The sequence below is a fragment of the Streptomyces sp. WAC00040 genome (genome assembly GCF_056835925.1).
This window is the reverse complement of sequence record NZ_JAKQZE010000001.1, coordinates 2,801,134-2,827,239: the sequence shown is the minus strand read 5'-3', so window position 1 is coordinate 2,827,239 and position 26,106 is coordinate 2,801,134. Positions and strand designations below refer to the sequence as shown.

General features: G+C 70.2%; 26 protein-coding genes. 8 read left to right on the top strand and 18 right to left on the bottom strand.

Annotation, left to right across the window (positions count from 1 at the left end; translation table 11 throughout):
- Positions 1-16 precede the first annotated feature (16 nt).
- Both MDN94_RS13305 and MDN94_RS13300 read left to right on the top strand, forming a co-directional pair.
- Entirely contained in the window at positions 17-376 is a 360-nt protein-coding gene (locus tag MDN94_RS13305; RefSeq protein WP_482726044.1) for a DUF192 domain-containing protein, read from the top strand.
- A gap of 72 nt (positions 377-448) precedes the next feature.
- Positions 449-1,057, top strand: a complete 609-nt coding sequence (locus MDN94_RS13300) for a hypothetical protein (protein WP_482726043.1) — start codon at positions 449-451, stop codon at positions 1,055-1,057.
- 26 nt (positions 1,058-1,083) lie between these two features.
- Here the strand turns inward: MDN94_RS13300 and MDN94_RS13295 are convergent, their stop codons facing one another.
- From MDN94_RS13295 to MDN94_RS13240, 12 genes are all read right to left on the bottom strand, one after another.
- Positions 1,084-1,695: an OmpA family protein gene (locus MDN94_RS13295; RefSeq protein ID WP_482726042.1), complete on the bottom strand. Its 612-nt coding sequence runs from the start codon at positions 1,693-1,695 to the stop codon at positions 1,084-1,086.
- Positions 1,695-2,294 (bottom strand): hypothetical protein, encoded by a 600-nt coding sequence (locus MDN94_RS13290; RefSeq protein WP_482726041.1) that lies wholly within the window; start codon positions 2,292-2,294, stop codon positions 1,695-1,697. The genes MDN94_RS13295 and MDN94_RS13290 overlap by 1 nt, the downstream gene beginning before the upstream one ends.
- Before the next feature lie 26 nt (positions 2,295-2,320).
- On the bottom strand, positions 2,321-2,944 hold the full coding sequence (locus MDN94_RS13285) for a pilus assembly protein TadG-related protein (RefSeq protein ID WP_482727066.1): 624 nt from the start codon (positions 2,942-2,944) through the stop codon (positions 2,321-2,323).
- Entirely contained in the window at positions 2,944-3,162 is a 219-nt protein-coding gene (locus MDN94_RS13280) for a hypothetical protein (RefSeq protein WP_482726040.1), read from the bottom strand. The genes MDN94_RS13285 and MDN94_RS13280 overlap by 1 nt, the downstream gene beginning before the upstream one ends.
- A gap of 187 nt (positions 3,163-3,349) precedes the next feature.
- Positions 3,350-4,240 carry a DUF5936 domain-containing protein gene (locus MDN94_RS13275; RefSeq protein ID WP_482726039.1) on the bottom strand — a complete coding sequence of 297 codons (891 nt, stop codon included), beginning with the start codon at positions 4,238-4,240 and terminating at the stop codon, positions 3,350-3,352.
- 27 nt (positions 4,241-4,267) lie between these two features.
- Positions 4,268-5,206, bottom strand: a complete 939-nt coding sequence (locus MDN94_RS13270; RefSeq protein WP_482726038.1) for a type II secretion system F family protein — start codon at positions 5,204-5,206, stop codon at positions 4,268-4,270.
- A complete protein-coding gene (locus tag MDN94_RS13265; protein ID WP_482726037.1) occupies positions 5,203-6,609 on the bottom strand; it encodes a TadA family conjugal transfer-associated ATPase in 1,407 nt (468 codons plus the stop codon). The genes MDN94_RS13270 and MDN94_RS13265 overlap by 4 nt, the downstream gene beginning before the upstream one ends.
- Entirely contained in the window at positions 6,606-6,977 is a 372-nt protein-coding gene (locus MDN94_RS13260) for a TadE/TadG family type IV pilus assembly protein (protein ID WP_482726036.1), read from the bottom strand. The genes MDN94_RS13265 and MDN94_RS13260 overlap by 4 nt, the downstream gene beginning before the upstream one ends.
- Positions 6,974-7,360 (bottom strand): pilus assembly protein, encoded by a 387-nt coding sequence (locus MDN94_RS13255; protein WP_482726035.1) that lies wholly within the window; start codon positions 7,358-7,360, stop codon positions 6,974-6,976. The genes MDN94_RS13260 and MDN94_RS13255 overlap by 4 nt, the downstream gene beginning before the upstream one ends.
- A complete protein-coding gene (locus MDN94_RS13250; RefSeq protein ID WP_482726034.1) occupies positions 7,357-8,592 on the bottom strand; it encodes a CpaE/TadZ family protein in 1,236 nt (411 codons plus the stop codon). Before MDN94_RS13250 ends, MDN94_RS13255 begins: the two co-directional genes overlap by 4 nt.
- A gap of 7 nt (positions 8,593-8,599) precedes the next feature.
- Entirely contained in the window at positions 8,600-9,313 is a 714-nt protein-coding gene (gene cpaB / locus MDN94_RS13245) for a Flp pilus assembly protein CpaB (RefSeq protein ID WP_482726033.1), read from the bottom strand.
- 163 nt (positions 9,314-9,476) lie between these two features.
- Positions 9,477-10,340 (bottom strand): hypothetical protein, encoded by an 864-nt coding sequence (locus MDN94_RS13240; protein WP_482726032.1) that lies wholly within the window; start codon positions 10,338-10,340, stop codon positions 9,477-9,479.
- A gap of 268 nt (positions 10,341-10,608) precedes the next feature.
- Here MDN94_RS13240 and MDN94_RS13235 point away from each other — a divergent pair, with 268 nt between their 5' ends.
- Positions 10,609-12,360 carry a chitinase gene (locus MDN94_RS13235; protein WP_482726031.1) on the top strand — a complete coding sequence of 584 codons (1,752 nt, stop codon included), beginning with the start codon at positions 10,609-10,611 and terminating at the stop codon, positions 12,358-12,360.
- 87 nt (positions 12,361-12,447) lie between these two features.
- On the opposite strand, the gene MDN94_RS13230 is transcribed toward MDN94_RS13235, so the two are convergent.
- Positions 12,448-13,755, bottom strand: coding sequence for an Nramp family divalent metal transporter (locus MDN94_RS13230; RefSeq protein WP_482726030.1), 1,308 nt, complete (start codon positions 13,753-13,755; stop codon positions 12,448-12,450).
- Between the two features lie 215 nt (positions 13,756-13,970).
- On the opposite strand from MDN94_RS13230, the gene MDN94_RS13225 reads away from it, so the two are divergent.
- Together MDN94_RS13225 and MDN94_RS13220 are read left to right on the top strand one after the other, a co-directional pair.
- Complete coding sequence (locus tag MDN94_RS13225) at positions 13,971-15,308, top strand: M14 family metallopeptidase (RefSeq protein WP_482726029.1); 1,338 nt, start codon at positions 13,971-13,973, stop codon at positions 15,306-15,308.
- Between the two features lie 241 nt (positions 15,309-15,549).
- Positions 15,550-16,332: an SCO2400 family protein gene (locus MDN94_RS13220; RefSeq protein WP_482726028.1), complete on the top strand. Its 783-nt coding sequence runs from the start codon at positions 15,550-15,552 to the stop codon at positions 16,330-16,332.
- A gap of 21 nt (positions 16,333-16,353) precedes the next feature.
- Here the strand turns inward: MDN94_RS13220 and MDN94_RS13215 are convergent, their stop codons facing one another.
- From MDN94_RS13215 to MDN94_RS13195, 5 genes are all read right to left on the bottom strand, one after another.
- Positions 16,354-17,151, bottom strand: coding sequence for a hypothetical protein (locus MDN94_RS13215; RefSeq protein WP_482726027.1), 798 nt, complete (start codon positions 17,149-17,151; stop codon positions 16,354-16,356).
- A gap of 526 nt (positions 17,152-17,677) precedes the next feature.
- Positions 17,678-19,150, bottom strand: a complete 1,473-nt coding sequence (locus MDN94_RS13210) for a GntP family permease (protein WP_482727065.1) — start codon at positions 19,148-19,150, stop codon at positions 17,678-17,680.
- A 128-nt stretch (positions 19,151-19,278) separates the two neighbouring features.
- Positions 19,279-19,683 carry a RidA family protein gene (locus MDN94_RS13205; RefSeq protein ID WP_482726026.1) on the bottom strand — a complete coding sequence of 135 codons (405 nt, stop codon included), beginning with the start codon at positions 19,681-19,683 and terminating at the stop codon, positions 19,279-19,281.
- A complete protein-coding gene (locus MDN94_RS13200; RefSeq protein ID WP_005312701.1) occupies positions 19,680-20,444 on the bottom strand; it encodes an IclR family transcriptional regulator in 765 nt (254 codons plus the stop codon). The genes MDN94_RS13205 and MDN94_RS13200 overlap by 4 nt, the downstream gene beginning before the upstream one ends.
- Positions 20,441-21,544: a sugar kinase gene (locus MDN94_RS13195; RefSeq protein WP_482726025.1), complete on the bottom strand. Its 1,104-nt coding sequence runs from the start codon at positions 21,542-21,544 to the stop codon at positions 20,441-20,443. The genes MDN94_RS13200 and MDN94_RS13195 overlap by 4 nt, the downstream gene beginning before the upstream one ends.
- A gap of 127 nt (positions 21,545-21,671) precedes the next feature.
- Between MDN94_RS13195 and MDN94_RS13190 the strand changes: the two genes are divergently transcribed.
- From MDN94_RS13190 to rfbA, 3 genes are all read left to right on the top strand, one after another.
- Positions 21,672-22,946 (top strand): amino acid deaminase, encoded by a 1,275-nt coding sequence (locus tag MDN94_RS13190; protein WP_482726024.1) that lies wholly within the window; start codon positions 21,672-21,674, stop codon positions 22,944-22,946.
- A 97-nt stretch (positions 22,947-23,043) separates the two neighbouring features.
- The gene (locus MDN94_RS13185) at positions 23,044-24,660 is read left to right on the top strand and encodes an N-acyl-D-amino-acid deacylase family protein (protein WP_482726023.1); all 1,617 of its coding nucleotides are present in this window, start codon (positions 23,044-23,046) and stop codon (positions 24,658-24,660) included.
- 180 nt (positions 24,661-24,840) lie between these two features.
- Complete coding sequence (gene rfbA, locus MDN94_RS13180; protein ID WP_482726022.1) at positions 24,841-25,776, top strand: glucose-1-phosphate thymidylyltransferase RfbA; 936 nt, start codon at positions 24,841-24,843, stop codon at positions 25,774-25,776.
- Positions 25,777-26,106: the final 330 nt, after the last annotated feature.

Below are 26,106 nucleotides of genomic sequence, written 5' to 3'. Positions count from 1 at the left end.
CACTACGGTGGAGGCCATGCGACGAGGACCCCGATGGCGTGACGCAACAGGGACGTTGACGGTCGACGGCCGCCCTGTCGCCGAGGTCGAGATAGCCGCCACGTACCGGACCCGGCGCCGCGGCCTCCTCGGTCGCGACGGCATCGAGGGCGCGATGCTCCTGACCCCCTGTGGCAGCGTCCACTCGGTGGGGATGCGCTTCACCATCGATGTGGCCTACCTCGACCGTGACCTGCGCGTCCTCAGCGTGCGCACCATGCCCCCAGGCCGCGTGGGCCTGCCGCGACCGCGGGCCCGCCACGTGCTCGAGGCGGCGGCGGGGGCGCTGGCGGAGTGGGGGGTACGGCGGGGCGTCACGCTCACGATCGGGCCCTGACACCTCGGCTCCTGCGCGAAACGCACGGGCCCGTACCGTGGTCCTTCACCCGTGCGACCAGCGAGGAGAGCGATGCACTCCGCCGTCACCCCGTTCCTGCTCCATCACTGGAAGGAAGGCGCCCGCCGCGAGAAGCTGACCGGCTGGCGTGGGACGTCACCGGAGTTCGGGGACATCACAGTCACCAGCCCCTTGAACCGGACGCGTTCAGAGGTCGTCGTCGCCGAGGTGCGCGGCGGGTCCATACCGACGGCGACCTTCGAATCCCGCGGGATCCACACGGAAGTCCTCAGCCGGCCGACACTGAACCGCATCACGCTCCGCCTCGGGGACGCCATGGTCCACACGTCGAGGAACCACTTGGCCCTGACCCACCGCGGGCGCGCACTGCACATGAGGTACGGCGGGGATCGATACCGGCTGTGGGCTGTCAACCACCGCCGCTACGTGCTCGCCCGGCAGCCGGACAGCGAGGACCCGGGCGTCCGGATCACGGTGACGCAGTCCGGCGGCGGCCGGCGCCGGCAGATCACGGTGACCGCCGCGGGCCGCGCTGTCGCCGCGGACATCGCGCTCGCCACGCTCTTCACGGGCGTCGACCGCTCCGTCCTGACGCGCCGGGGCACCGTACGGGCGTTCATCTCACGGGTGTTCGGACTGTACGCGGAGTCCCAGTACTGAGCGTGATGGTCACTCGCCCGTGATCGTCACTCCCTGGGGAACGACACCTCGACACGGCGGTTCTTCCGGCGGCCCTCCTCCGACGTGTTGCTCGCGATCGGATAGTCCTCGCCGTAGCCGCGGATCTCGTACGTGATCCCCTCGACGCTCAACTGCTGCGACAGCACGCTGTGCACGGCGTCGGCGCGCTCCTTCGACAGCTTGTCGCCGTGCGCCTCGGTGCCGAGGTCGTCCGTGAAGCCGAACACCCGGATCTTCTTGGCGTTCTGCTTCTTGATCTCGCCTGCGATCGCCGAGATGCGGGAGGTCGCCTCGCCGGAGAGCTCGGCGCTGTCCTTGCCGAAGAGGACCTCGGCCTGGAGGGCGAACTTGATGTCCGAGTTCGTCTCCTCGCGGCGCTCCTCACCACTGATGTCCTCGACGACGGACTTGATGTCGATGACCTTCGGGTCGGCGAGCGTCGCGCCCTCGGGGAGCTTCAGGTCCGAGTCGTTGGCGTCGACCTTGACGGGCGCCTCGGCAGGCGGCGCCGCGTAGGGGCCGTCGTCGGCGAAGGCGCTGCCGCCGGCGAGCAGGCCGGCGGAAAGCGCACCCGCGAGGACGGCGGCGGTCACGGTGATCCTGGTCGCGGGGCGCATCACGACAGCTCGATCGTGGTGCTGGGGAAGCCGGGGAACTGGAGCGCGAGCTGGGTGGTCGTCGCCGGCGGGGCAGGGAACTGGGCGAAGAAGGTCAGAGTCTCGCCAGCTTTGATGAAGGGGGCATAGGCATAAGTCGTCAGCGGCCGATTGTCTGTGTCACGCAGCACGTAGTAGCGCTTCTTGCCCTTGGAGTCGACCAGCGTCATTCCGGCGAAAGAACGGCCCGTGGCTGCGACAGACTGCTCCATTCCATTCCAGCGCACGGGCGTGGTGAACCCTCCGGATCCGGTGTTCTTGATCTCCCCGTCAACGGTGAGGAACCCGCCTTCATCTCGCCTTGCTGAGAAGATGGACATCACCACCCCCTCCTCGCCCTTGACCATCGCGATGGGTTCGGTGGGCGTACTGGGTGCGGCTTCGGGCTCAGCGCCGTCCTTGCCGCCGTCGCTGGACTGGGCAGGGGCTGAGGACGAGGGCCGGCTCCGATCCGGCTTCTCCCCGTCACCACCACACGCCGACAGAGTGAGGATCAAGGCGGACGACAGCGTGGTTGCCACACCTGCCCGGCGCATGGTCCTCATGTGCCGCATGCTCATCAATCCTGTTCCTTTGCGCTCATCGGCTAGTCCTCGGTCAATCGGACGGTGAAAAGGTCTGCCATGTCGGGCAGCAGATCAGGTTCTTCGGGGTCGACGACCCATTCGTCGGAGTCACAGAGCAGCTTGCCCGGCGAAGGCTTCTGCTCGTCCTCCTCATCCCCGTCACCCGGCTCGGGCTCCGCCGTCTCCCCGGGCGTGAAGGTGCAGCGTGGTTCGACCACGGCAGTGGCACTCGCTGTGGCGTGCTTGCTGCCGGTTCCCTCGATGATGCTGTCGCCCATCGAGTTCTGGGACTCGACGTTCACGGTGAAGCCCCATCGCCCATCGTTCAACGGCGTGCAGCCGTCGGCTACGGCTTCGTTCCGGGCGGCGAAGTCAGAAGCCCGCGCGCAGCCGTCCGGGGTAGGCGTCGGCAACCGGCCGTCAAGGATGAGCTCCAGGTCGTCGATGACGTCCGCCAAATCAAGCTGATCCCGGGAGTCCTGGGCCGCTGCCAAGGCGGCGGCGTCGGCTGCGGTCTGCGTACCGTTGCGGGCCACGTCTGCCTGCCCGAAGGCCAGGTAAACGAGTACCAGAAAAAGCAGCCCGACCACTGCCGCCATGTACAACGGTGTTGCCTGACCACGGTCGTCCGCCGCCGGGGTGATCAGCCGCCTCCCCCACCGTTGAGAACGGAATTGATCTTCTCGGTGAAGGTGTCGGCAATCGAGCTGCCCATGTTCGTGTTCAGCAGCAGCACCACGATCGCCACCACCAGAATCGTGATCCCGACGTACTCGATCGACCCCTGCCCCCGATCGTCGCGGAGTCCGTCCCAACGGAGTCTCATCGCAGCCGCGACCTTGTGCAGGCCGAAGTCCCTCATGGCGTACCCCTCGTTCCCCTTCGACGGACCGCTGGTTCATGTCGGTCCGGCCTCCCTCGCCGCTGATCACTCCATGGAGTCTCCCGGCTACGCCGGGCCTCCGAGGAGAATCTCCCACATTCGCTTGCGTGAGCGAAGACCGTTGGTCGAATCGCTCGTGAACCCTTCATCGTGGCAACCTCACCCGTCAGCCTCCGAAGATCGCGCCGAAGTCCACGTCGGCCGCGTAGTAGAAGCCCGCCACGATGAGGATCATCGTGCCGGGCAGCATGAAGCTCGTGACGATCAGCGTCGCCTTCGGGACCGCCTTCGCCGCCTTCCGCCTCGCGTTCTGGGCGTCCGTCCTGCGCATGTCGTTGGCGATCTGGATCAGGGTCTCGACGATCGGGGCGCCCAGTTCCTCGCCCTGCTGGAGCGCAGAGACGAACATGGAGACCTGCTCCGACTCGTTGCGGCGGCGCAGCTGTTCGAAGGCCTCGCGCCGGCCCATGCCCATGTCCATCTGCCGAAGCGTGATGCGCAGTTCGTCCGACCAGGGGCCCTCGTACTTCTCCGCGACGCGCTCCAGGGCCTGGCGGAAGCCGAGGCCGGCGGAGACGACGACGGCCAGTACGTCGAGGAAGTCCGGCAGGGTGCGTTCGATGTCGTCCCGGCGGCGGGCGATGGCCGCCCGGAGCAGGACATCCGTCCAGAACAGGCCGTAGAGCAGGAACAGGACGGCGAGGACGACCTGCCCGTTCATGAGCATCCCGAAGGCGACGAGCCCGCCGAGGACCCCGTAGACGGCGCGGCGGGCCGCGTACCGGTCGACCGTCAGGCCACCGGGGTTGCCGGCCATGTCGAGCCTGCGGCGGACGCGGTCGACGTGGCGCGGGCCCATGAGGCGCTGGACCGAGGGGGCCCAGCGCATGCCGAGGCGGTCGATGGCCATGCCCGGATAGCTGGTGCGGGTGGAACCGACCTCCAGGGCGATGGCGAGGTCGCCGGGGAGCTTGGCCTCCGCCCGGTACATGCGTATGCCGAAGAAGACACCGACGACGGCGACGCCGGTCACGGCGGCCAGGGCCAGTCCGAGCATATGGCTCTCCTCCCTTCTGGTCAGGTCTCAGATGCGGACGCGGGTGAGCCGGTTGATGAGGATGAAGCCGAGTGCGTACAGCCCGGCCGCGATCAGTACGGCGATGCGGCCGCCGAGTGCGCCGGTCATGTCCTCCAGTGCCCCGTCCCGCATGCCGTTGATGACGAGCAGGAAGCCGAGGCCCAGCACCGGGACGGCCACCGCCGTGACCTTGACCTGCGAGAGGAGGGTGGTGACTTCCCGCCGGGTCTCCTTGCGCTCCTCCAGGGTCTCTGTGAGGTTGCGCAGCGAGGTGACGATGGTGCCGCCCGCCCGGTTGGACAGGATCAGGGTGGACACGAGCACGGTGAGTTCGCGTGACGGGAGGCGTTCGACGAGGTCGCCGAGCGCGTCGTCGAGGGAGCGGCCGAGAGCCAGTTGATCGGCGACGCGGCGCAGCTCCTCTCGAGCCGGGTCGTCCAGCTCCTCCACGGCCATGCCGATCGCGGTGCGCAGGGCGAGCCCGGCCTGAGTGGCGTTGGCGAGCACCCGGGTGAGTTCGGGGAGCTGGCTGATGAACGCCTCGGTGCGTTTGGCCCGCTGCCAGTTGAGGAAGCCGTTCGCGCCCCAGACACCGATCAGGACGGCGAGCAGGCCGAAGAAGGGCGCGAAGACCGAGCCGACGACGAAGTAGAGCGCCAGCAGGGCGGCCACGACGTAGACGGCGTACTCCCCGGCGGTCAGTTCCAGGCCGGTCGCGGAGATGTTCCGCTCGATGCGCCGGCCGAGCCGGGTGCCGCGCAGCCTGCGGTCCACTCCCGCGAAGCGGCGCCGGCGGCCGCTCTCGAGGGCGAGCGGTCCGGACTGCGACATGCGGTCGACGAGGGCCTGGTGTTGTGCCTGGCCCACCGACCAGGAGCGCACGCCGAGGACGGCGAGTACGCAGCCGAGCACCGTGACGCCGAGGGTCACCAGGGGCAGGTTCATATCGGGCGGTGCCCTTCCGGTGAGTGGCCGGCACGTGGGTCGGGGACCGGGCTCAGGCCCGGTGGCACCCGGGTGGCGAGTTCCAGTTGCGACTCGCCGACGCCGAAGGCGGGCGGGATCGCCTCGCCCGCCATGTAGAGGCGTTCCGCGACCCGCCGCGGCAGCGGGAAGTACCGGAACCTGCCGTGCACGCGCCCGTCCCCGGCCGGCGGTTCCGCCTCGAAGCGGCACACGGTGACGAAGCGGTAGTCCTCGCGGCCGTACGAGTCGACGACGGCGATCTCGGTGATCCGGCGTGCCCCGTCCGCGTGCCGGGTGAGCTGGACGATGACGTCGACGGCGCTGTTGATCTGGTCGTGGATGGCCACGAACGGGAGCTCGACCTCGGACATGGAACTCAGCGTCTGGAGCCGCATCAGCGCGTCCTCCGCGCTGTTGGCGTGGACCGTGGCGAGCGAGCCGTCGTGGCCGGTCGACATGGCCTGGAGCATGTCGAGGGTCTCCCCGCCGCGGACCTCGCCGACGATGATGCGGTCGGGTCGCATGCGCAGGGAGTTGCGTACGAGGTCTCGGATGGTGATCCGGCCCTTGCCCTCGACGTTGGCGGGGCGGGACTCCAGGGTGATCACATGGGTCTGCTGGAGCCGGAGTTCGGCGGAGTCCTCGATGGTGACGATGCGTTCGCCGTCCGGGATGAGGCCGGACAGCGCGTTGAGGAGGGTGGTCTTGCCGGTGCCGGTCGCGCCGGAGACGATCACGTTGAACTTGGCGCGCACCAGGCCCGCGAGCAGCATCAGGATGTGCTCGTCGAGGGACCCGAGGCCGATCATCTCCTGGAGGGTGAAGGCGCGCGGGAAGCGGCGGATGGTCAGCACCGGGCCGGTCAGGGAGAGCGGCGGGATGATGACGTTGACGCGCTCCCCGCTGGGGAGCCGGGCGTCGACCATGGGGTTAGCCTCGTCGACGCGGCGGTTGACGGTGGAGACGATGCGCTCGATGGTCTGCATCAGCTGCTCGGTGGAGGAGAACCGCAGCGGGAGCTGCTCGAGCCGGCCGTCGCGTTCGACGAAGACCTGTTCGGGGCCGTTCACCATGATCTCGCTGATGGACGCGTCCTCGAGGAGCGGTTCGAGGATGCCGAGGCCGAGCGCCTCGTCGACGACCCGCCTGATGAGGTGGGAGCGCTCGCCGGTCGACAGGACGGGGCCCTCGCGGCTGATGATGTGGCCGAGTACGCGCTCCAGGCGGACGCGGCGTTCGGCGGCGGCGAGGGTGGACATCTCTGCGAGGTCGATCTCCTCGAGGAGCTTGGCCCGGTAGACGCCGACGAGTCGGCTCTCCTCGCTCTGGCCGTTCGCCGGCGCGGGGCCGTCGATGCGCTGGATGCGGGCGCGCAGGCTCATCGTGTCGACTCCCTGTCGAGGGGCATGGTGGCGGACTTGGTGACGGTGCCGAAACTGATGCCGGGGACCACGCCGGGAATGGTGACCGTCACGTCGGCGGTGACCGCGTCGCCGTCCTGGCCGGTGGCGACGGAGGCGTCGAGCCAGGAGCTGAGCGCTCGCTGCCCCGCGGCCTGGGGACTGGTCGTCGCCTCGTCCTGCGCGGCCACCCGCGCCGCCGCGCGGGCCGCGGTGCCCGCCTGCTGGGCCGCGTACACGGCGAGGCCCACCTGCACCGCGATCGTCATCACGAAGAGCAGCAGAAACAGCCAGCCGCCGTATTCGACGGCGCTCTGGCCGCGGTCGTCACGAAGGTCCCGTCGTCTCATGGCTCGGCCCTCCACTCGGCCGCCGCACCCGCCCGGCCCTTGACCGTGATCGGGAGGTTGACGCCGGGGAACAGCAGCGGCACCTCCAAGGAGACCTCCGCCTTGTACAGGTCGCCGTCCGGCCCGCAGGTGACGGCCGCCGACCAACCGCCGGTCAGGTCCTCCTCCGCGGCCGCCGCGCAGGCCCCCGCTCCGCCTCCCTCCGCCCGCGTCCCCGCGGCAACCGCCTTGTCCGCCGCGTTGCCCGCGAGCACGAACGTGTAGCCGACGAGAGCCGACTGCCACAGGACGGCCAGTGTCACCAGGATGATCGGCACCATGCCGGTGAACTCGATCACCGACTGGCCCCGGTCGTCGCGTATGCGCGGGGCTGACGTCCTCATTTCGTGCGCCCGTGCCGGCGTCCGGCCCCGAAGCGGCTCTGCTTCGCGTCCCCCTGCACGTCCTTCACCAGCCCGAGCTCGCCCGCGAGGGCCCACATGGCTTGTTTGACGGAGGACTTGGCCTCGAGGTCCTGCATACGGCCCGCGTCGACGGCGCCTTGGAGCTCCTTGAAATTGGCGGGGATCGCCGTGCGCGCCACCCTCGTGGAGGTGATCCTCGAGACGAGCGGCGGCTGGATCTCCGTGGTCCGCGTGTGGCGGTTGACGACGGTGATCGTCTCCTCCGCCTTGCGGATCTGGAGCCGTTCCCAGAGCCGCACCATCCGCTTGGTGGCCCGTACGGTCACCACGTCCGGCAGCGTCACCAGCAGGGTGGTGTCGGCCGACTCGATGGCGGCGGCGTTGGCGGTGTTGACCTGCGTGCCGCAGTCGACGACCACCGTCTCGTAACGCTGCCGCAGGGCGCCGAGGGTCTGCCGGACGAGGCGGTCGCTGACGTCCTCCGCGCGTTCGCCCTCCGCGGGGGCGAGGAGGAGGGCCACGCCCGTCTCGTGGTTGAAGACGGCGTCCTGGAGGACGCGGGCGCCGATGTCCCGGATGGCGGCGAGATCCACGATGGAGCGGCGGAACTGGACGTCCAGGTACGAGGCGACGTCACCGCCCTGGAGGTCGAGGTCGACGAGGGCGACGGAGTGACCGGAGGCAGCCGACGCCAGGGCGAGCTGGATCGCCGTGACGGTCGTGCCGACGCCGCCCTTGGCGCCGCTCACCGTGACGACGGTGCCGCCCGGACCGCCGAACGCAGCCTCGGGACCGTGGCCGAGGTGCCGGCGTACGCCCGCGGCCCAGCCGGCCGCCGCCTGCACGCGCTGCGCCAGTTCCTCGTGGACGAGAGGAAGGGCGACGAGGCCGCGGGCGCCGGAGTCCATGGCCGCCGAGTACAGGCCCGGGCTGGTGTCGGCGGTGACGAGCACGACGCCGACGGCCGGGAAGCGCAGGGCGACGTCCCGGATCAGCTCGAGGGCGGGCAGCGGCCCGATGCGTTCGTGGACCAGGACGACTTCCGGGAGTTCGTCGAGCGACTCGGCGGCGAGCCGGGCCAGCATGTCGACGAGCGAGGTGGAGTCGCCGACCGGCGGTGCCGGTTCCGCGTCAGGGAGCCGGCCCAGCAGGCTCACGACGGACCGGGCGGCGTCGGGGTCGCCGACGGCGGGGAGGATACGCGTCGTCATCCGGCCCTCACTTGTTCTTGTCTTCTGAGAGGTCGTAACTGCCGTCGCCGGGCCGCAGGGTGGTGGGGCTCCCGTCGGGCAGCAGGGCCAGGCGCACATGTTCGGCGAAGGACTCGGCGTAGGCGACGCGCTGGGCATCGGCGGTGTTCAGCGCGAAGGTGATGGGCACCGCCTCGCGGGGGGTGTTGGTACGGTCGCCGCTCCTGCGTTCGAGGGCGGTGAGCTCCCCGACGTCGATGACCTTGGCGTTCGCGACGATGAGCCGGGACTGGTCGGTGCCGGAGTCGTTCTTTGCGGCGAAGGTGGCGAAGATGTTGACCAGGTTCCCCGGCCGGATCTTTCCGGCCACGCCGGTCGCCGCGTCGATCATGATGGCGATCTCCTGCTGGCCGCTCTCCAGCTCCGGCTTCTGCACGATCATGTCGCTCTGGAGCAGGGATCCGCTGCGCAGTTCCGTCACGGCGATCTTGCCCCGCAGTACGCCGAGGTCGGTCACCGCGCTCCGGGACAGCCAGCGTTCGGGTATCGAGACCTTCTCGAACTGCCCGGCGTCGAGCGGTGTGTAGGGGGCTATGTCGCTCTTGACGCGGTAGGCGGTGGCCTCGGGTCCGACCTTCGAGTTCACGTCGGCGATCACGGTGAGCACGCCGGCGAACGCGGCGATGCCGCAGACGACCGAGAGCAGAATCAGGAGAACGCCGCGGCGCTGCCGTGAATTCATGGGTGGGACGACCTCGTTCGATGACGTGTGACGAATGGGGCGGACGTTGCGGATGCAACAGGCACGGCGAGGACGACGAAGGCGGTCGGCGCGGTGGGCGACACGGCGGGAGCGACTGAGGCGGCCGCCGCGGTGGTCACGGCAGGCAGCCGGTCGTGGCCGTTCATGACCCCGTGGTCAGCGCCCTGGTCGCCCCGGTGCGGCTCGAGGCGGCCGTGAGCGGGGCGGAGCAGAAGCCGCAGCGGTCACCGATGAGTTGGATGCCGCACCATGTGCACACCTCTCGCCGTACGGATGAGACCAGTTGGTAGAGGACCGAGATGTCCGGGAGGAACGCGGCGAACTCGATCAGCCGCCCCGTCCCCCACCAGCGTGCCGAATCCTGCGGCAGCGGGACCTCGTGGAGCTGCTGCACGCGCCAGGCCGGGGCGAGGGTGCCGGTCACCCACTCCGACTGGAGCTGCCCTCTGGCGAGGATCAGCTGCGTGGCGAAGTCGGGACCTGCCAGGTGGCCGCCCCCGCCGACCTTGACCATCTGGGGCCGGGGACCGGCCAGCACACCGAACTGGGTGCCCGGCATCCACGACCTGGCGTGGGAGGTGAGGCTCACCGGGATGCGGTCGAGCCTGGCGACGGAGCCGAGCAGGGCGCCGGCGTAGATGTAGTGGGAGAGCAGCCGGGCGGCGGAGGCGATGACCCCGGCGCCGAAGTCGCAGATCGACAGCTGCCGTAGCTGCCGGGCGAGTACGGCGACGCCGAGGGGCGGCAGGTCGAGCCCCAGCAGGGCGATGCGGTCGCTCTCCAGCACGGCGCGGACCGTGTGCAGGCGGCGCTGGTGGGCGGCGGGGAGCGAGGCGGGGTAGAGGCCGACGACGTAGCCGTGCTGCTCGAGCAGGACGCTCATGTCGCTGACTGCGGCGTCGAGGGGCACCTCGTCCGGGGGGTGGAGCAGGGCGGCGGTCGGCGTCTGTTGATCGGTGGGCGGTAGCACCAGGTCGGCGCTGGTGACTGCTATTGCGGTCGGCACGCTCGTTCCCCGTTCAGCTCCGGACACCGGGGTGTCCGGCGGCCGCAGATCCCTACTGCTCCGTGTTCCTGCTGCTGGTGCTCGCTACTCCGTGTTCCTGCATGAGCACTCTAGCCACCACCACCCGGGCAGTGAACACCGTTCCGGGGACCAATCATCGCCAGAGGTCTTGACAACCCGATTGGTCTGGACCAGTTTGTACGCCCAACGGTGGCCACCGTCCGCAAGCCCCATCCCCACCCCCCAACTCCCCCACCGGAGGCCGCAAGTGGACCGCACCACACGCTCACGGAGATGGCCATGGCCAGGACCGTCCTGGAACCGCCCGGCGCGATCCGGCAGGAGGGCCCTGGGCGCCGGCCTGGCGCTCGCGGTCGGCACCGGGCTGACGCTCATGGGCACCGCCGGGACCGCGCAGGCCGCCGACGTCAATGTCGCGAAGAACGCGGGCTTCGAGTCGGGCCTCACCAACTGGTCCTGCTCCGGCGGCAGCGGCGCCGCCGTCTCCTCCCCGGTGCACAGCGGCGCCTCCGCGCTGAAGGCGACGCCTGCCGGCCAGGACAACGCCAAGTGCTCGCAGAGCGTCGCGGTCCGGCCGAACTCGACGTACTCGCTGAGCGCGTGGGTGCAGGGCAGCTACGTGTACCTGGGGGCGAGCGGCACCGGGACGACGGACGTGTCCACCTGGACCCCGGGCGGCAGCAGCTGGACCAAGCTCACCACGTCCTTCACCACGGGCGCCAACACCACGTCGGTCACCGTCTACACCCACGGCTGGTACGGCCAGGCCGCCTACTACGCCGACGATGTGAACGTCTTCGGCCCCGACGGCGGTGGCGGCACCGACCCCGACCCGGTGGTCCCGTCGGCGCCCGCGGCCCCCACGGTCGGCGCGGTGACGTCGTCCTCCGTGGCCCTCAGCTGGGGCGGCGTCTCCGGCGCGACCGGCTACAACGTCTACCGTGACGGCGCCAGGGTCCAGTCCGTCTCCGGTACGTCTGCGACGGTGACCGGCCTCTCCGCGGACACCTCGTACCAGTTCCAGGTCACGGCCACGAACTCGGCGGGCGAATCGGCCAAGTCGGCCGCGGTCACCGGCAGGACAGGTCCGACGGGCGGCAACCCGGGCAACCCCGCGGTGCCGAAGCACGCGCTGACGGGCTACTGGCAGAACTTCAACAACGGCGCCACCGTGCAGAAACTGCGCGACGTACAGGCGCAGTACGACATCATCGCGGTGTCGTTCGCCGACTCCACCACCACACCGGGCCAGATCGTCTTCAACCTCGACCCGGCCGTGGGATACGCCTCCGTCGCCGACTTCAAGGCGGACATCGCCGCGAAGAAGGCCGCGGGCAAGTCCGTGATCATCTCGGTCGGCGGCGAGAAGGGCAACGTCACCATCAACAGTGACGCGTCCGCCACGGCCTTCGCGAACAGCGCCTACACGCTGATGCAGGAGTACGGCTTCAGCGGGGTCGACATCGACCTGGAGCACGGCATCAACTCGACGTACCTGACCAAGGCGCTGCGCCAGCTGTCGCAGAAGGCGGGTTCGTCGCTGGTGCTGACGATGGCGCCGCAGACCATCGACATGCAGAACACCGGCACGGAGTACTTCAGGACCGCGCTGGCCGTGAAGGACATCCTCACCGTCGTCAACATGCAGTACTACAACAGCGGCTCGATGCTCGGCTGCGACGGCAAGGTGTACTCGCAGGGCTCGGTCGACTTCCTGACCGCGCTGGCCTGCATCCAGCTCGAGGGCGGCCTCGACGCCTCCCAGGTCGGCCTCGGCGTCCCGGCCTCCACCCGCGGCGCGGGAAGCGGCTACGTCGACCCGTCGATCGTGAAGAACGCGCTCGACTGCCTCACCCGCGGCACGAACTGCGGTTCGTTCAAGCCCTCGAAGACCTACCCCGGTCTGCGGGGCGCGATGACCTGGTCCACCAACTGGGACGCGACGGCGGGCAACGCCTGGTCCAACGCGGTCGGACCGCACGTCCACAACCTGCCGTAACCCATGGTCCCCGTACCGGTCCGTTCCGCCGCTCCCCCGGCGGAACGGCCCGGTCGGTGCTTCACCGCCTCCCTGGGGACGGGTACGTCACCAGGGCAGGTCCCGCACCTGCTGGACGCACAGCACGACGAACAGCAGGCCCGCCGCGGCCAGCATCACGTTGCTGAGGATGCCGTTCCGCCACTCGGCGGGAGTGCGTGAGGAGTTGAGCAGCCAGATCAGGGTGAGCGCCAGGAACGGCATGAAGAACGCGCCCAGCACGCCGTAGGCGACGACGAGGCCGAACGGCTGGTCCAGGAAGAGCAGCGCGATCGGCGGGAACGTCAACCAGAGCAGATACGCCCTGAACGGCAGCGAGCGCTCCTTCCGGCCGGCCGCCACCTCCTCGACCGTGCCCTTGTCGACGGGAACGCCCTTGCGGTCGAGCTGGAGCCGCTCGACGAAGTCGGCGAACATCAGGCTGACGCCGTGCCACACGCCGATCAGGGACGAGAACGAGGTGGCGAAGAAGCCGACCAGGAACAGCTTGGCCGTCACCGCGCCGTACTTGTCCTCCAGAATCGTCCCGAGGTCGATCAGCCCCCTGTCGCCCTTGGTGAGGGCGAGGTGCGAGGCGTGCAGCAGCTCGGCGCCGACGATGAGCATCGCGACGACGAAGATGCCGGTGGTGATGTAGGCGACCCGGTTGTCCAGGCGCATGACCTTCATCCAGCCGGTGTTGGTCCAGCCCTTGGCGTTGACCCAATAGCCGTACGCGGCCATGGTGATCGTGCCGCCGACGCCGCCGATCAGACCGAGGGTGTAGAGCAGCGACCCGTCGGGCAGCACCGGGGCCAGGCCCGCGAACGCGGCGCCGATGTCCGGCGCGACGCGGATCGCGACGTACACCACGACCACGAACATGATGCCGATGAGCACCGTCATGACCTTCTCGAAGACGGCGTACCGGTTGAACCAGACGAAGACCAGGCCGATCAGGCCCGTGAGGACCGCCCACACCTTGAGGCCCGGGCCGTCCGGGAACAGGGCGACGATGGGCAGGGCGCTGGAGGACATCGCGGTGGCCCCGTAGACGAACCCCCAGACGACCACATAGATGGCGAAGTAGACGGTGGTCCACTTCCCGAGGGACCGCCAGCCCTCGAAGAGGGTGCGCCCGGTCGCCAGGTGCCAGCGTCCGCACGCCTCTGCCAGCGAGATCTTGACGAGGCAGCCGATGACGGCGGCCCACATCAGTGTGTATCCGAACTTGCTGCCCGCGATGAGCGTCGCGACCAGGTCTCCGGCCCCGACGCCGGTCGCCGCGACGACGATCCCGGGCCCGATGTACTTCCAGCTCGACTTGCGCGGTACGGACAGGGTCCCGTCCGCGTCCTGCTCGGTGGTGCCTGCCATGGCACAGCCGCCTTCCACTCGTCCCAGGTGATCGCTGTCACAAAAGCGCCGCGCGGGTGATCACGCAAGGGGCAGTGCCGATCCGGCGGTTGCGAGGAACGGCCGAAGCTCTCCTTGACCCGAGCATGTCACACCGACACGATGTGCTCGAACACCGGCACAGACCCGCACGTCGCACCGGAGCACCCCCCACAACTCCCCACCCAGGAGACAGCATGCGACTTCGCATACGTGCGAACCGGAGGAAGGCCGCCACCCTCGCGGCCGCCCTCGCTCTCGCGGTGGCCGCGCCCATCAGCGCCGGCGCCGCACCGTCACCGGACCGGCCTGCACCCGCCGCCGCCGAGGACGAGCGGATCAGGCAGTACCAGATCCACGGACCGGACACCGTCGCCGACCGCACCGCCATCGCCCGCACCGGTGTGTCGATCGACGAGGCCGACGACCACACGGTCGTGGTCAGCGCCACCGCCGCGGAGGCACGGCGGCTGCGCGCCCTCGGACACACCCTCGAGGCACTGCCCGCGCCGCCGCGGCACCGCACGGCGGCGGACGTGAAGCCGTTCGACTTCCCGTCGGCCGACTCCCGCTACCACAACTACGCGGAGATGACGGCCGAGATCAACCAGCGCGTGGCGCAGCACCCGAACATCATGAGCAAGCGGGTCATCGGCAAGAGCTACCAGGGCCGGGACATCGTCGCCATCAAGATCAGCGACAACGTGGCCACGGACGAGAACGAGCCGGAGGTCCTCTTCACCCACCACCAGCATGCCCGCGAGCACCTCACCGTCGAAATGGCGCTCTACCTGCTGCGCGAGTTCGGGGAGGACTACGGCAGCGACCCCCGGATCACGGGCGCCGTGAACAGCCGCGAGATCTGGATCGTCCCGGACCTCAACCCGGACGGCGGCGAGTACGACATCGCCACCGGTTCCTACCGCAGCTGGCGCAAGAACCGGCAGCCCAACTCCGGCTCCTCGTACGTCGGCACGGACATGAACCGCAACTGGAACTACAAGTGGGGCTGCTGCGGCGGCTCCTCGGGCTCGACCAGCTCGGAGACCTACCGCGGCAGGGCCGCCGAGTCCGCTCCCGAGGTGAAGGTCGTCGCCGACTTCGTCCGCAGCCGCGTGGTCGGCGGCAAGCAGCAGATCGCCACGGGCATCGACTTCCACACGTACAGCGAGCTGGTGCTCTGGCCGTTCGGCTGGACCAACGCCGACACCGCCCCCGGCATGACCCAGGACGACCGTGACGCCTTCGCCGCGGTCGGACGGAAGATGGCCGCGAGCAACGGCTACACCGCGGAGCAGTCGAGCGACCTCTACATCACCGACGGGTCGATCGACGACTGGCTGTGGGGCAGTCAGAAGATCTTCGGGTACACCTTCGAGATGTACCCGGCCGGCTTCGGCGGCGGCGGCTTCTACCCGCCCGACGAGGTGATCGAGCGCGAGACGGGACGCAACCGCGACGCGGTGCTCCAACTGCTCGAGAACTCGGACTGCATGTACCGCTCCATCGGCAAGGAGCAGCAGTACTGCGCCTGACCGTTCGACGACCGGTGCCGCGCGGGACGCCTCCCGCGCGGCACCGGTACGTGCGGGCGCGAGTCCGTCCGGGGAGCGCACTCCCCCGGACCGGCGAAAGGCAACCTTTCCAAAAGCGTCACAGCTGCTGCGCACCGCCTCCCGGAGCCGCCGTTAGCGTTGCTCGCCGACCGGCCCAAGCACGCTCACGTGAACAGGTCGCCGATGTCCTTGGCGGCGTAGTCAGCACAGGAAGAAGCACATGGACTACTGCTCCTCATGCCGTCGGCACCTCAACGGAGCCCTGGTGTGCCCTGGCTGCGGCGCGTACGCCCCCGACATAGCCCCGCCCGCGCACCCCGCGGGGACCACGGCGGCAGCCGCCGCCACGACCTGGGAGCCGTACGGGGCGGAGGAGTTCCCCGCCCGGCCGGAGGCCGCCCCGGTCACGGGCGGAGACAGCGCGACGGCCGCCGGCACGTCCACCGGACAGGGCCGTGCCGCCCGGCGGCGGCAACTGGCCCGCTGGAAGAAGAACAAGCGGCGCGTTGCCGCGGGCACGGCGCTCGCGATCGTCGGCGGCGCGCTGACGATCGCCGCGCTGCCCACCGACTCCGGGAAGGGCGGCGCGAGCGCGGCCGCCGCGCCGGACCCGGTGGCCCCCGACGAGGCCAGGGAGAGCCGGCCCGCCGCGGCCCCTGCACAACCGGGAGAAAGCGCCACGAGGTCTCCCGAGCCACGGCCGTCCGGGACCGCCGCCTTTGCCCCGCGGACCGCGCCGACTTCGTCGGCTCCCACCGCGGCGCCCGACCGGGCCGTGCCGGCGCACACCGTGTCCGCCGCCCCCGCGGCACCGCAGGCCCGTCCCACCAAGGCCCCCGCCTCGCCGGACACCGAGCCGGCGACCACGGCCCCCACCGTCCGGCCGACCCCCACCGCGCCCGCCACATCGGGCTCCGCGGCCGACGAGCCGCAGACCCGGCCGGCCGATACGGCGACGGCCTCCCCGAGCCAGGTGTGCCTGCTCGTCCTCTGCCTCGGCTGATCCGGAGCCCTCCGCCGGGCGTCACATGCCGGGGCTGCCGCCTCGGTAGTGACCAAGGGTCAGGGCGAGCTGCTGCGACCATTCCCGGAGCCTCTTCTGACGGCCGGCGCCGACCCGGCACTCAAAGAACCCACCGTTCCGGTGCGTCACTCCGACCAGCAGGCACAGACCGCGGACGGTGTGGTGGACGGCGTGCACGTCCTGCCAGGCGAAGTCGGTGACGACGTCCCGCTGGTCGAATGAGACACCCACCGCGTCGACGAGAACAGCGTTGTCCGCGTCGGCGGCGACGAACTCGGGCCCCTGGGGCGCCGCCGGGTAGGCGGGCGGGGCGGGCGCCGGGTGGGCGGGCGGCCCCATGGGGTACGCAGTCGGAGCGGCCGGGTGCGCGGGCGGGGCCGGCGGGCCCCCGGGGTAGGCGGGCGGAGCAGCCGGGTACGCAGGCGGGCCCGCGGGATACGCGGGCGCCACCGGCGGGAACCCCGGCTGTGCCTGCGTCAGCGGCACCGTCGCGTGCGGCTGGTCCGGGTCCCATCCGGGAAGCAGGGCCGCCATCGCCCGGCGCAGCTCGTCCTCGGAACGGACGTCGTACAGCGGCATCAGCGCGGGGCCGGACCCGAACTGCCAGACGGCCCCGGTCCGCTTCACGACGAGGTCGGGCCCGTTGCCGTACGTCATCGCGGACGTGTCCCCGTCCAGGTACGCGTCCGGCTGGGTGCTGACCGAATAGGCGTACCCGATGTCAGTGATCCGCCGCTCCGCATGCCGTGGACCGTACCTGCCGCGGACCCAGTCACGCACCTGTTCGTATGTCAGCACGCGCCGACTCTAGTCCCGGCGGCGCGGCGACGGCGAAGCCCGTCCTCGAGGCACCGGCCCGAGGGTCTCCGCACGGCAGGGCAACGAGGGCGGCCCGCCGAACCGGCCGTCGGCCGGGGCCGATCGGTGGAACAGTCGGATGCGGTGACGCACACTTCCGCCGTCGCGACGGAAAGCACCCCGCTGCCCGTCAGGGTCGACTGCGACGCCGGTGACGCGTACGTGCGCGTCGACCCGGTCACCGACTCGGTGAGCGACTGACCCGGAGGCCGGGCCGGCACCTGTGGGCCCGCTTCCCGCAGGTACAACGAGGTGCTCCGGATCACCGGCTACTACAAGAAGACGTCCAACTGCCGCGAGGGCGCCTACGACCGGAACATCCACTGGTCGAGGGACGTCGACGAGGGCAGGAGCACGATCTGCGTGACCAGCGCCCGACCCGCGCACGCAGGCGGGGCCGGACGGCCGGACGCGATTCTCCCCGCACGTCCGCCACTCCGGCCCCGCCGCACCGTTCCGGTGCCGGCTAGACGACCAGACTCAGCGCCGCGGCGACCGCGAAGCCCGCCACCGACAGCACCGACTCGAGGACCGTCCACGACTTGAGCGTGTCCCGTTCCGAGATGCCGAAGTACTTGGCGACGATCCAGAATCCGCCGTCGTTGACGTGCGAGGCGAAGATCGAGCCCGCGGAGATCGCCATGATGACGAGCGCGAGGAACGCCTGCGAGTGGCCGCCGTTCTCGACGAGGGGCAGCACGATGCCGGCCGTGGTGACGATCGCGACCGTCGCGGAGCCTTGCGCCACACGCAGCACCAGGGAGATCAGGTAGGCCAGCACGATGATCGGCAGGCCGACGTCGTTGAAGGTGTCGGAAAGGGCCTGGGCGACACCGCTCGCCTTCAGGACCGCGCCGAACACACCGCCCGCGCCGACGACGAGCAGGATGTTGCCGACCGGCTTGAGGGACTGGGTGGACACCGACTCGAGCGACTTTCGCGACCAGCCGCGCCGGATGCCGAGCAGCCAGTACGCCAGGACCAGCGCGATCGTCAGGGCGACGAACGGGTTGCCGAAGAACTCGACGACCGAGCGGAGCGTGGACTCCTCGAGCGCGATGGAGGAGAACGTCGCGGCGAGGATCAGCACCAGCGGCGTACCGATGATGGCGAGGACTGTCCCGAGCGCGACCGGTGCCTCCTGCGGCTGCCGGCCCCTCGCCGCCTGCTCGGCGGCGACGGCGGCCTTGGCGTCCTCCGCGGCCTCCAACATGTCCTGTGGGACCTCGACGAACAGCCGCTTGCCGATCCAGGCGGCGTAGCCCCAGGCGGCGATGACGGCGGGGATGCCGACGACGATGCCCATCAGGATGACCCAGCCGAGGGAGACGTCGAACAGGCCGGCGGCGGCGACCGGACCGGGGTGCGGCGGGAGGAAGGCGTGGGTCATCGACAGACCGGCCAGCAGCGGCATGGCGTAGAGGATGATCGACTTGCCGGAGCGCTTGGCGGCCGCGTAGACGATCGGTGCGAGGACGAAGATGCCGACGTCGAAGAAGACCGGGATGCCGAAGATCAGGCCGGTGAGGCCCATGGCGAGCGGTGCCCGCTTCTCGCCGAAGAGATTCAGCAGGCGGGACGACAGCACCTCGGCCCCGCCGCTGACTTCGAGGATCGCGCCGAGCATCGTGCCCAGACCGATGATGATGGCGACGTGGCCGAGGATGCCGCCCATGCCGGACTCGATGACCGAGACGGCCGCGGACTTCTGCACCGTGCCGAAGAGTTCGGTGACCGATAGGCCCGCCGCGAGGCCGACGGATATGGAGACCGCGAGCAGCGCGACGAACGGCTGCAGCCGGACCTTGATGATCAGGACGAGGAGCAGCGCGATACCGAGCGCGGCGACGGTCAGCAGACCGGCGGTGCCGTCGATGAGGGTGAGCAGTCCCCCTGTGTGCGGTGTGGGTGGCGGGGGTGCGTCAGCGGCGAGGAACATGGGAGCGTCCATTCAGGGGATTTCGGGCGGATCCAGGCGCTTTCTGCCTGTTTTCGGCAAGGGGGGAGCGCGGCACGGCGCTTCGGGGAGCTGCGCCGTGCCGTGGTGGAGCGGGGGGTTCAGGAAGATCAGCCCAGGACGGCCAGGGCGTCGATCTCGATGAGCAGGCCGGCGGGGAGGCCGACGTAGACGGTCGTACGGGCGGCGGGGGCGACCGTCAGATCCTTGAAGTACTCGTTGTAGATCTCGTTCATCTCGGCGAAGTGCGCCGTGTCCGTGAGGTAGACGCGGATCATCATCACGTCGTCCCAGCTCGCGCCGCCCTCCTCGAGGATCGCCTTGACGTTGGCGAAGGTCTGGAGGGTCTGCTCACGCAGGGTGGGGCCGGCGGGGGTGGGGGCCTTGCCCTCCTCGGCCGGCAGGAAGCCGACCTGACCGGCGACCTGGAGGAAGTTGCCCTTGCGCACGCCGTGGGAGAACCTGGCGGGCGGCGCGGTGTGGGTGCTCGGGGTGAGGGCGGTCTTCTCGGTCATGGGCGTTCTTCCTGTCGGGGTGCTTGTCCTGAGTACTCCCGGCTGATGGCGTCGGCGGTGCGGCGCACCAGCGGGAGGAGGGTGAGGAGTTCGTCGGCCGTCACGACGACGTTCGGTGCGGACACCGACATGGCGGCGACGACCCGGCCGTCCGCACCTCGGATGGGGGCCCCGATGCAGTTGATGGACTCCTCGTGGCCACCCAGGTCGGTGGCCCAGCCCTGTTCGCGCACGGTCGCCAGTTCCTTGAGGAAGGCGCCGGCGTTCGGGATCGAACGGGACGTGTACATGGGGAAGTCGAGCTTCTCGGCGAGTGCGCGCCGCTCGGCCTCCGGCAGATCGGCCAGCAGCAGCTTCGCCACGGCCGCGACGGTGATCGCGACAGGCTTGCCGATACGGGAGTACATCCGCACCGGGTAGCGGCTCTCGACCTTGTCGATGTAGAGGACCTCGCTCTCCTCGTACACGGCGAGATGGACGGTGTGTCCGATCTGCTCGTTGAGGGCGACGAGATGCGGATGGGCGATCTCGCGTACGTCGAGGTTCTCCACGGCCTCCTGCGCCAGCGCGAACAAGCGGGCGCCGAGACGGTAGCGCTGGTCCTGCTGGCGGTGGACGAGGCCGTGCTCGTGGAGTGTGCGCAGCAGCCGCAGCGCGGTGGACTTGTGCACGCCGAGGCGGTCGGCGACCTGCCCGAGGTCGGCCGGCCCCTCCGCGAGCAGCGGAAGGATGCTCAGCGCGCGGTCGACGGTCTGGCTCATGGTGTACGTACCTCCTGGTTCTCCCCCGTCCACCCGGGGCCGAGGTGCAGTCTCCCCCAGGCCTCGTCGTCCAGGGCGGCGAGCTTGTCGGCCTGGCCGGCGGCGGGCGGCGGCGCCAGGTCCCCGGGGACGGTGAGTGCGGCCGCGGCCCACAGGTGCCCGTGCCGCAGGCGCTGCCGCGCCGTGAGCCCGCGGAGCGTGGCGGACAGGAACCCGGCGGCGAAGGCGTCACCGGCGCCGACGGGGGCGGCGACGGTGACGCGGGGGGCGGGGACGGTGGTGACGACGTCGGCGCCGGGGTCTGTGGCGGTGGCAGGCTCCGCGCTGGTAGGAGGCTCCGTGCCGGCGCCGAGGGCGGGGAGCCGCTCCGGGGGACGCGTGAAGGACACCGCTCCCGCCGCGCCCCGCTTCACGACCACCACCGACGGCTGCGGCAGCGCCGCGCGGATCGCGTCCGCGCCCCGCACACCCCACGCCTCCTCGGCCTCGTCCTCACCGACGAACACGATGTCCGCCCCGCGGGCCAGCTCCAGCAGGACGTCCGCGGCGGACGGATCGCGCCACAGGCCGGGCCGGTGGTTCACGTCGAAGGAGACGAGCGGGCCGCCGTCCCGCCGGGCCGCGAGGTCGCGCATCAGGGCGAGGCAGTCGGGCGAGAGGGCCGCCGTGATGCCGGAGAGGTGCAGCACTCGGCCGGATCGCACGGCACCGAACGGCACGGTGTGCGGGGACATCGCCGACGCGGCGGAGCCGGCCCGGTAGTAGACGACCTCGTGCGCGTCCGTGGCCCGGTCGGTCGCCGTGCGGAAGTAGACGCCGGTCGGGCGTTCCCGATCGCGGGCCACCGCCGAGGTGTCCACTCCGTAGGCGGCGATCGCCGACACGAGGTGGTCGCCGAAGCCGTCGGCGCCGACCCGGCCGACCCAGCGCGTGCGGTGTCCCGCCGCGGCGAGCGCGCATGCCACATTGGACTCGGCGCCCCCGATGCCCCGGACGAAGGACGGCACATCGGCGAGACGTCCTGCCCGAGTGGGCAGGAACGTGACCATGGACTCGCCGAGGCAGACGACGTCCACGGGTCCGTGCACGCTCGCGGTCATGATCGCGTGGGCTCCTCGCTGATCGGTCGCCGGGCCCATTGACCCCGCGTCGGCTCGGATGTTAGACAGCCTCAAGCGAAATACGCAATGGTCGTTGCATATGTTGCAACGCAATGAGGAGGCTCCCATGACTGCCGACAACGCCGTCGCACGGCTCGCCGACGAACCGGCCGATCACCGGTTCAAGGCGCTCCCGCCCGACGCCGAAGGGCTCACCGTCGGGGAGTTGGCGGCGTCCCGCCGCAATCTCTTCACCGGCGGCTTCACCACCCCCGTCCTCGCGCTCTCCGCCGAGTCCGTCGAGCACAACCTCACCCTGCTCGAGACGTACTCGGAGCGCCACGGCCTCGCCTTCGCCCCGCACGGCAAGACCTCGATGTCACCGCAGCTCTTCGCACGCCAGTTGGAGCGCGGCGCCTGGGGCATCACCGCGGCCGTCCCCCACCAGGCCCGGGTCTACCGCGCCTACGGGATCCGGCGGATCTTCCTCGCCAACGAGGTCGTCGACGCGGCCGCCCTGCGCTGGATCGCCGGCGAACTCGACACCGACCCGGACTTCCGCCTCATCTGCTACGTCGACTCCGTCCGCGGCGTCGAGCTCATGGACGAAGCCCTGCGGGGCGTCTCGCGCCCCCTCGACGTCGTGGTCGAACTCGGTGCCGGCGACGGCGCCCGCACCGGTGCCCGTACGGAGGCGGACTGCGCCGCGGTCGCCGACGCGGTGGCTGCCACGGGGACGCTGCGCCTCGTCGGCGTGGCCGGTTACGAAGGTGAGGTCCCCAAGGCCGACGGCGACCGGGTACGCGCCTGGCTGCGACGGCTGGTGGCGATCGCCGCGGACTTCGACGGCTTCGGCCGTTTCGCCGGCACCGACGAGATCGTGATCAGCGCGGGCGGAAGCGCGTGGTTCGACGCGGTCGCCGATGTCTTCGCCGAGATCCCCGAACTGTCCCGCCCCGTGCTGAAGCTGCTGCGTTCCGGCGCGTACGTCTCGCACGACGACGGCCACTACCGGCACCTCACGCCCTTCAACCGGGTCCCCGAGGAAGGCGCGCTGCAGCCCGCGTTCCGCCTGTGGGCCCAGGTCGTCTCCCGGCCCGCCCCCGACCAGGCCTTCGTCAACGCGGGCAAGCGGGACGCGGCGTACGACCTGGACCTCCCGAACGCCCAGGTCGTCCGCGACGCCCGCACCGGCGGCATCCGCCCCGCCGACGGCATCACCGTCACCGGCCTCTCCGACCAGCACGGCTGGCTCGCCACCACCCCGGAGGCGGACCTGGAGGTCGGCGACTGGGTGGGGATGGGGCTGTCCCATCCGTGCACGTCGTTCGACAAGTGGCAGCTGATTCCGGTGGTGGAGCGGGACGGCACGGTGACGGACTTCATCCGCACGTTCTTCTGACCCTGCGGGGCCGTTTCCCCTCCCCGCCCCTTCCCGCTGTACCCATGTGCGGCTCCGCCGCGTGGCGGGCAAGCCCCGGACCCCGAAAGGCACCCCCATGCACCTCGTAATCCGCGACGCCCGCGTCATCGACGGCACCGGCGGTGCCTCCTTCCGCGCCGACGTCGGCATCCGCGACGGCCGCATCGCCGAGATACGCGAAGAGGGCACCGGCCCCCGCCCCACCGCCCCCCGCGTCCTCGACGCGGAGGGTCTGGCCCTGTCCCCCGGCTTCATCGACATGCACGCGCACTCCGATCTGGCGGTGCTGCGCGACCCCGACCATTCCGCGAAGGCCGCCCAGGGCGTGACCCTGGAGGTGCTGGGACAGGACGGGCTCTCGTACGCGCCCGTCGACGACGACACCCTCGCCGCGGTGCGCAAGGCCATCACGGGCTGGAACGGCGACGGCTCCGACATCGACTTCGACTGGCGGTCGGTCGGCGAGTACCTGGACCGCCTCGATCGGAACTTCGGCGGCCAGGGCATCGCGGTGAACGCCGCGTACCTGATCCCCCAGGGCACCGTGCGGATGCACGTGATGGGCTGGGAGGACCGCCCGGCGACCGAGGCCGAACTCACCCGCATGAAGCAGCTGGTGGCCGAGGGCATGGCGCAGGGCGCGGTCGGCATGTCGTCCGGTCTGACGTACACGCCGGGGATGTACGCGAACGACTCGGAGCTGGCGGAGCTGTGCCGGGTCGTGGCCTCGTACGACGGCTACTACTGCCCTCATCACCGCTCCTACGGCGCGGGTGCGCTCAAGGCGTACGAGGAGATGGTGAACCTGACCCGCGAGGCGGGATGTGCCCTGCATCTCGCGCACGCCACCATGAACTTCGGAGTGAACAAGGGCAAGGCGCCCGATCTGCTCGCGCTGCTGGACGGCGCGCTGGACGCCGGCGCGGACATCTCCCTGGACACCTATCCGTACACCCCCGGCTGCACCACGCTCGTGGCGATGCTGCCGAGCTGGGCGGGCGAGGGCGGTCCCGACGCGGTGCTGGCGCGGCTGCGGGACGACGCAACGGCCGAAAGGATCCGGCACCACCTGGAGGTCGTCGGCTCCGACGGCTGCCACGGCGTCCCGATCGAGTGGGACACCATCGAGATCTCCGGAGTGAGCGACCCGGCTGCCGCGGGCCACGTCGGCCGGACGATCCAGCAGTCGGCCGAGGAGCGCGGCGAGGCTCCTTGGACGACCGCCCGGCGGCTGCTGATCGAGGACCGGCTCGGCTCGACGATCCTCCAGCACGTCGGCCACGAGGAGAACGTGCGTCAGATCATGCGCCACCGGGTCCACACCGGCGGGAGCGACGGCATCCTCCAGGGTGACAAGCCGCATCCGCGGGCCTACGGCACGTTCCCGCAGTACCTCGGCCGGTACGCGCTCGAGTTGGGCATCCTGTCGCTGGAGGAGACCGTCGCCCATCTGACGTCCCGCCCGGCCGCCCGGCTGCGGCTGCCCGACCGGGGTCTGGTGCGTGAGGGGTACCGCGCCGACCTGGTGCTGTTCGACCCGGACACGGTGGCGGCGGGTTCGACCTTCGAGGAACCGCGCACGCTGCCCATCGGCATCCCGCACGTACTGATCGGCGGCCGGTTCGTCATCGAGGACGGCGCCCGCACGGACGTACTCGCCGGCCGGTCCGTACGCCGCACGACCTCCGCATAGCCGCGCACACTGGTCCGGGCCCGAGCCGCTCCGGGCCCGAGCCGCGCCGCCGTCGACCGTTCCCGGCCCGACGGAAGCAGGGGCTCGTAATTACTTTTTCGCCGTGCTCAACGGCTGCACACATCACTGCGCGTCGCGCCAGATCCACCCCATTCACCACAGTTCAACTATGGTGACGCCATGCGAGGAATTCTGCTGGCCGGCGGCACCGGCTCGCGACTCTGGCCATTGACGCGGGCTGTATCGAAACAATTGCTGCCGGTTTTCGATAAACCCATGGTCTACTACCCGCTTTCCACATTGGTGATGGCGGGTATCAGGGAAATTCTGATCATCACCACCCCCGATGACCGTTCTCAGTTCCGCCAGTTGCTCGGCACCGGTGGTGAACTCGGACTGCGACTGGAATACGTCACGCAGGAGCGACCGGCGGGCATCGCTCAAGCCTTCCTCCTGGGCGCCGACTTCATCGGGAACGAGCCGGTCGCCCTGATCCTGGGCGACAACATCTTCCACGGCACCGGCCTCGGCACACAGTTGGCCAACCACGACGACGTCAAGGGCGGCAGGGTATTCGCCTACCAAGTGGCCAACCCCGAGGCCTACGGCGTGGTCGAGTTCGACGAGTTCGGTCGAGCGCTGTCCATCGAGGAGAAACCGGCCCGGCCCAGGTCCCGGTACGCCGTACCCGGACTGTACTTCTATGACAACCACGTCGTGGCCATCGCTCGAGACCTGCGCCCCAGCGCCCGGGGCGAATTGGAGATCACGGACATCAACCGCGCCTACCTCGACTCCGGTGCGCTGCACGTGACCCGGCTCGATCGAGGCACAGCCTGGCTGGACACCGGAACCTTCAGCTCCATGATTCAGGCCTCCGAGTTCGTCCGGGTGATCGAAGAGCGCCAGGGCTTCAAGATCGGCTGCATCGAGGAGGCGGTCTGGCGGGCCGGCCTGATCGACGACGACGGACTCCGGGCACTGGCCCGGCCACTGCTCAAGAGCGGGTACGGCCACTATCTGCTGGGACTCCTGGAAGACTCCCGACCTGCCGTCATGCGCCAGAGAAACAGCGCACTGCAGGACGTGCGGACAGGACCGGCCGCGCCGGTGTGATCCTCGAACCGGCACGAGACCCGCCGGCTTCCGCACGTCTGCCCGCGGACCCGATGCCGTGCCCGCTGACAATCCGCGGAAGGGCTGAAAGTAAATCGCACGGCAATCAGTGCGGTCAGAAATTACCGACGGGCCTACGCCGATCAGAACAAGCAAATGGGTCGAAGTCCGCCGCATTGATCCGGAAGTCTTCGGCAGGACCGTTTTTCCTCCTCCGGTATTCCCATTGGTCGGCGTGTGGAGAGTTCGCGGCCGCTCGGGTGATGTTCAGGCACGACACGGGCCAACTCGTGAACATTCGGTGACCGGATGGGAAGGATGGTGCTGTCC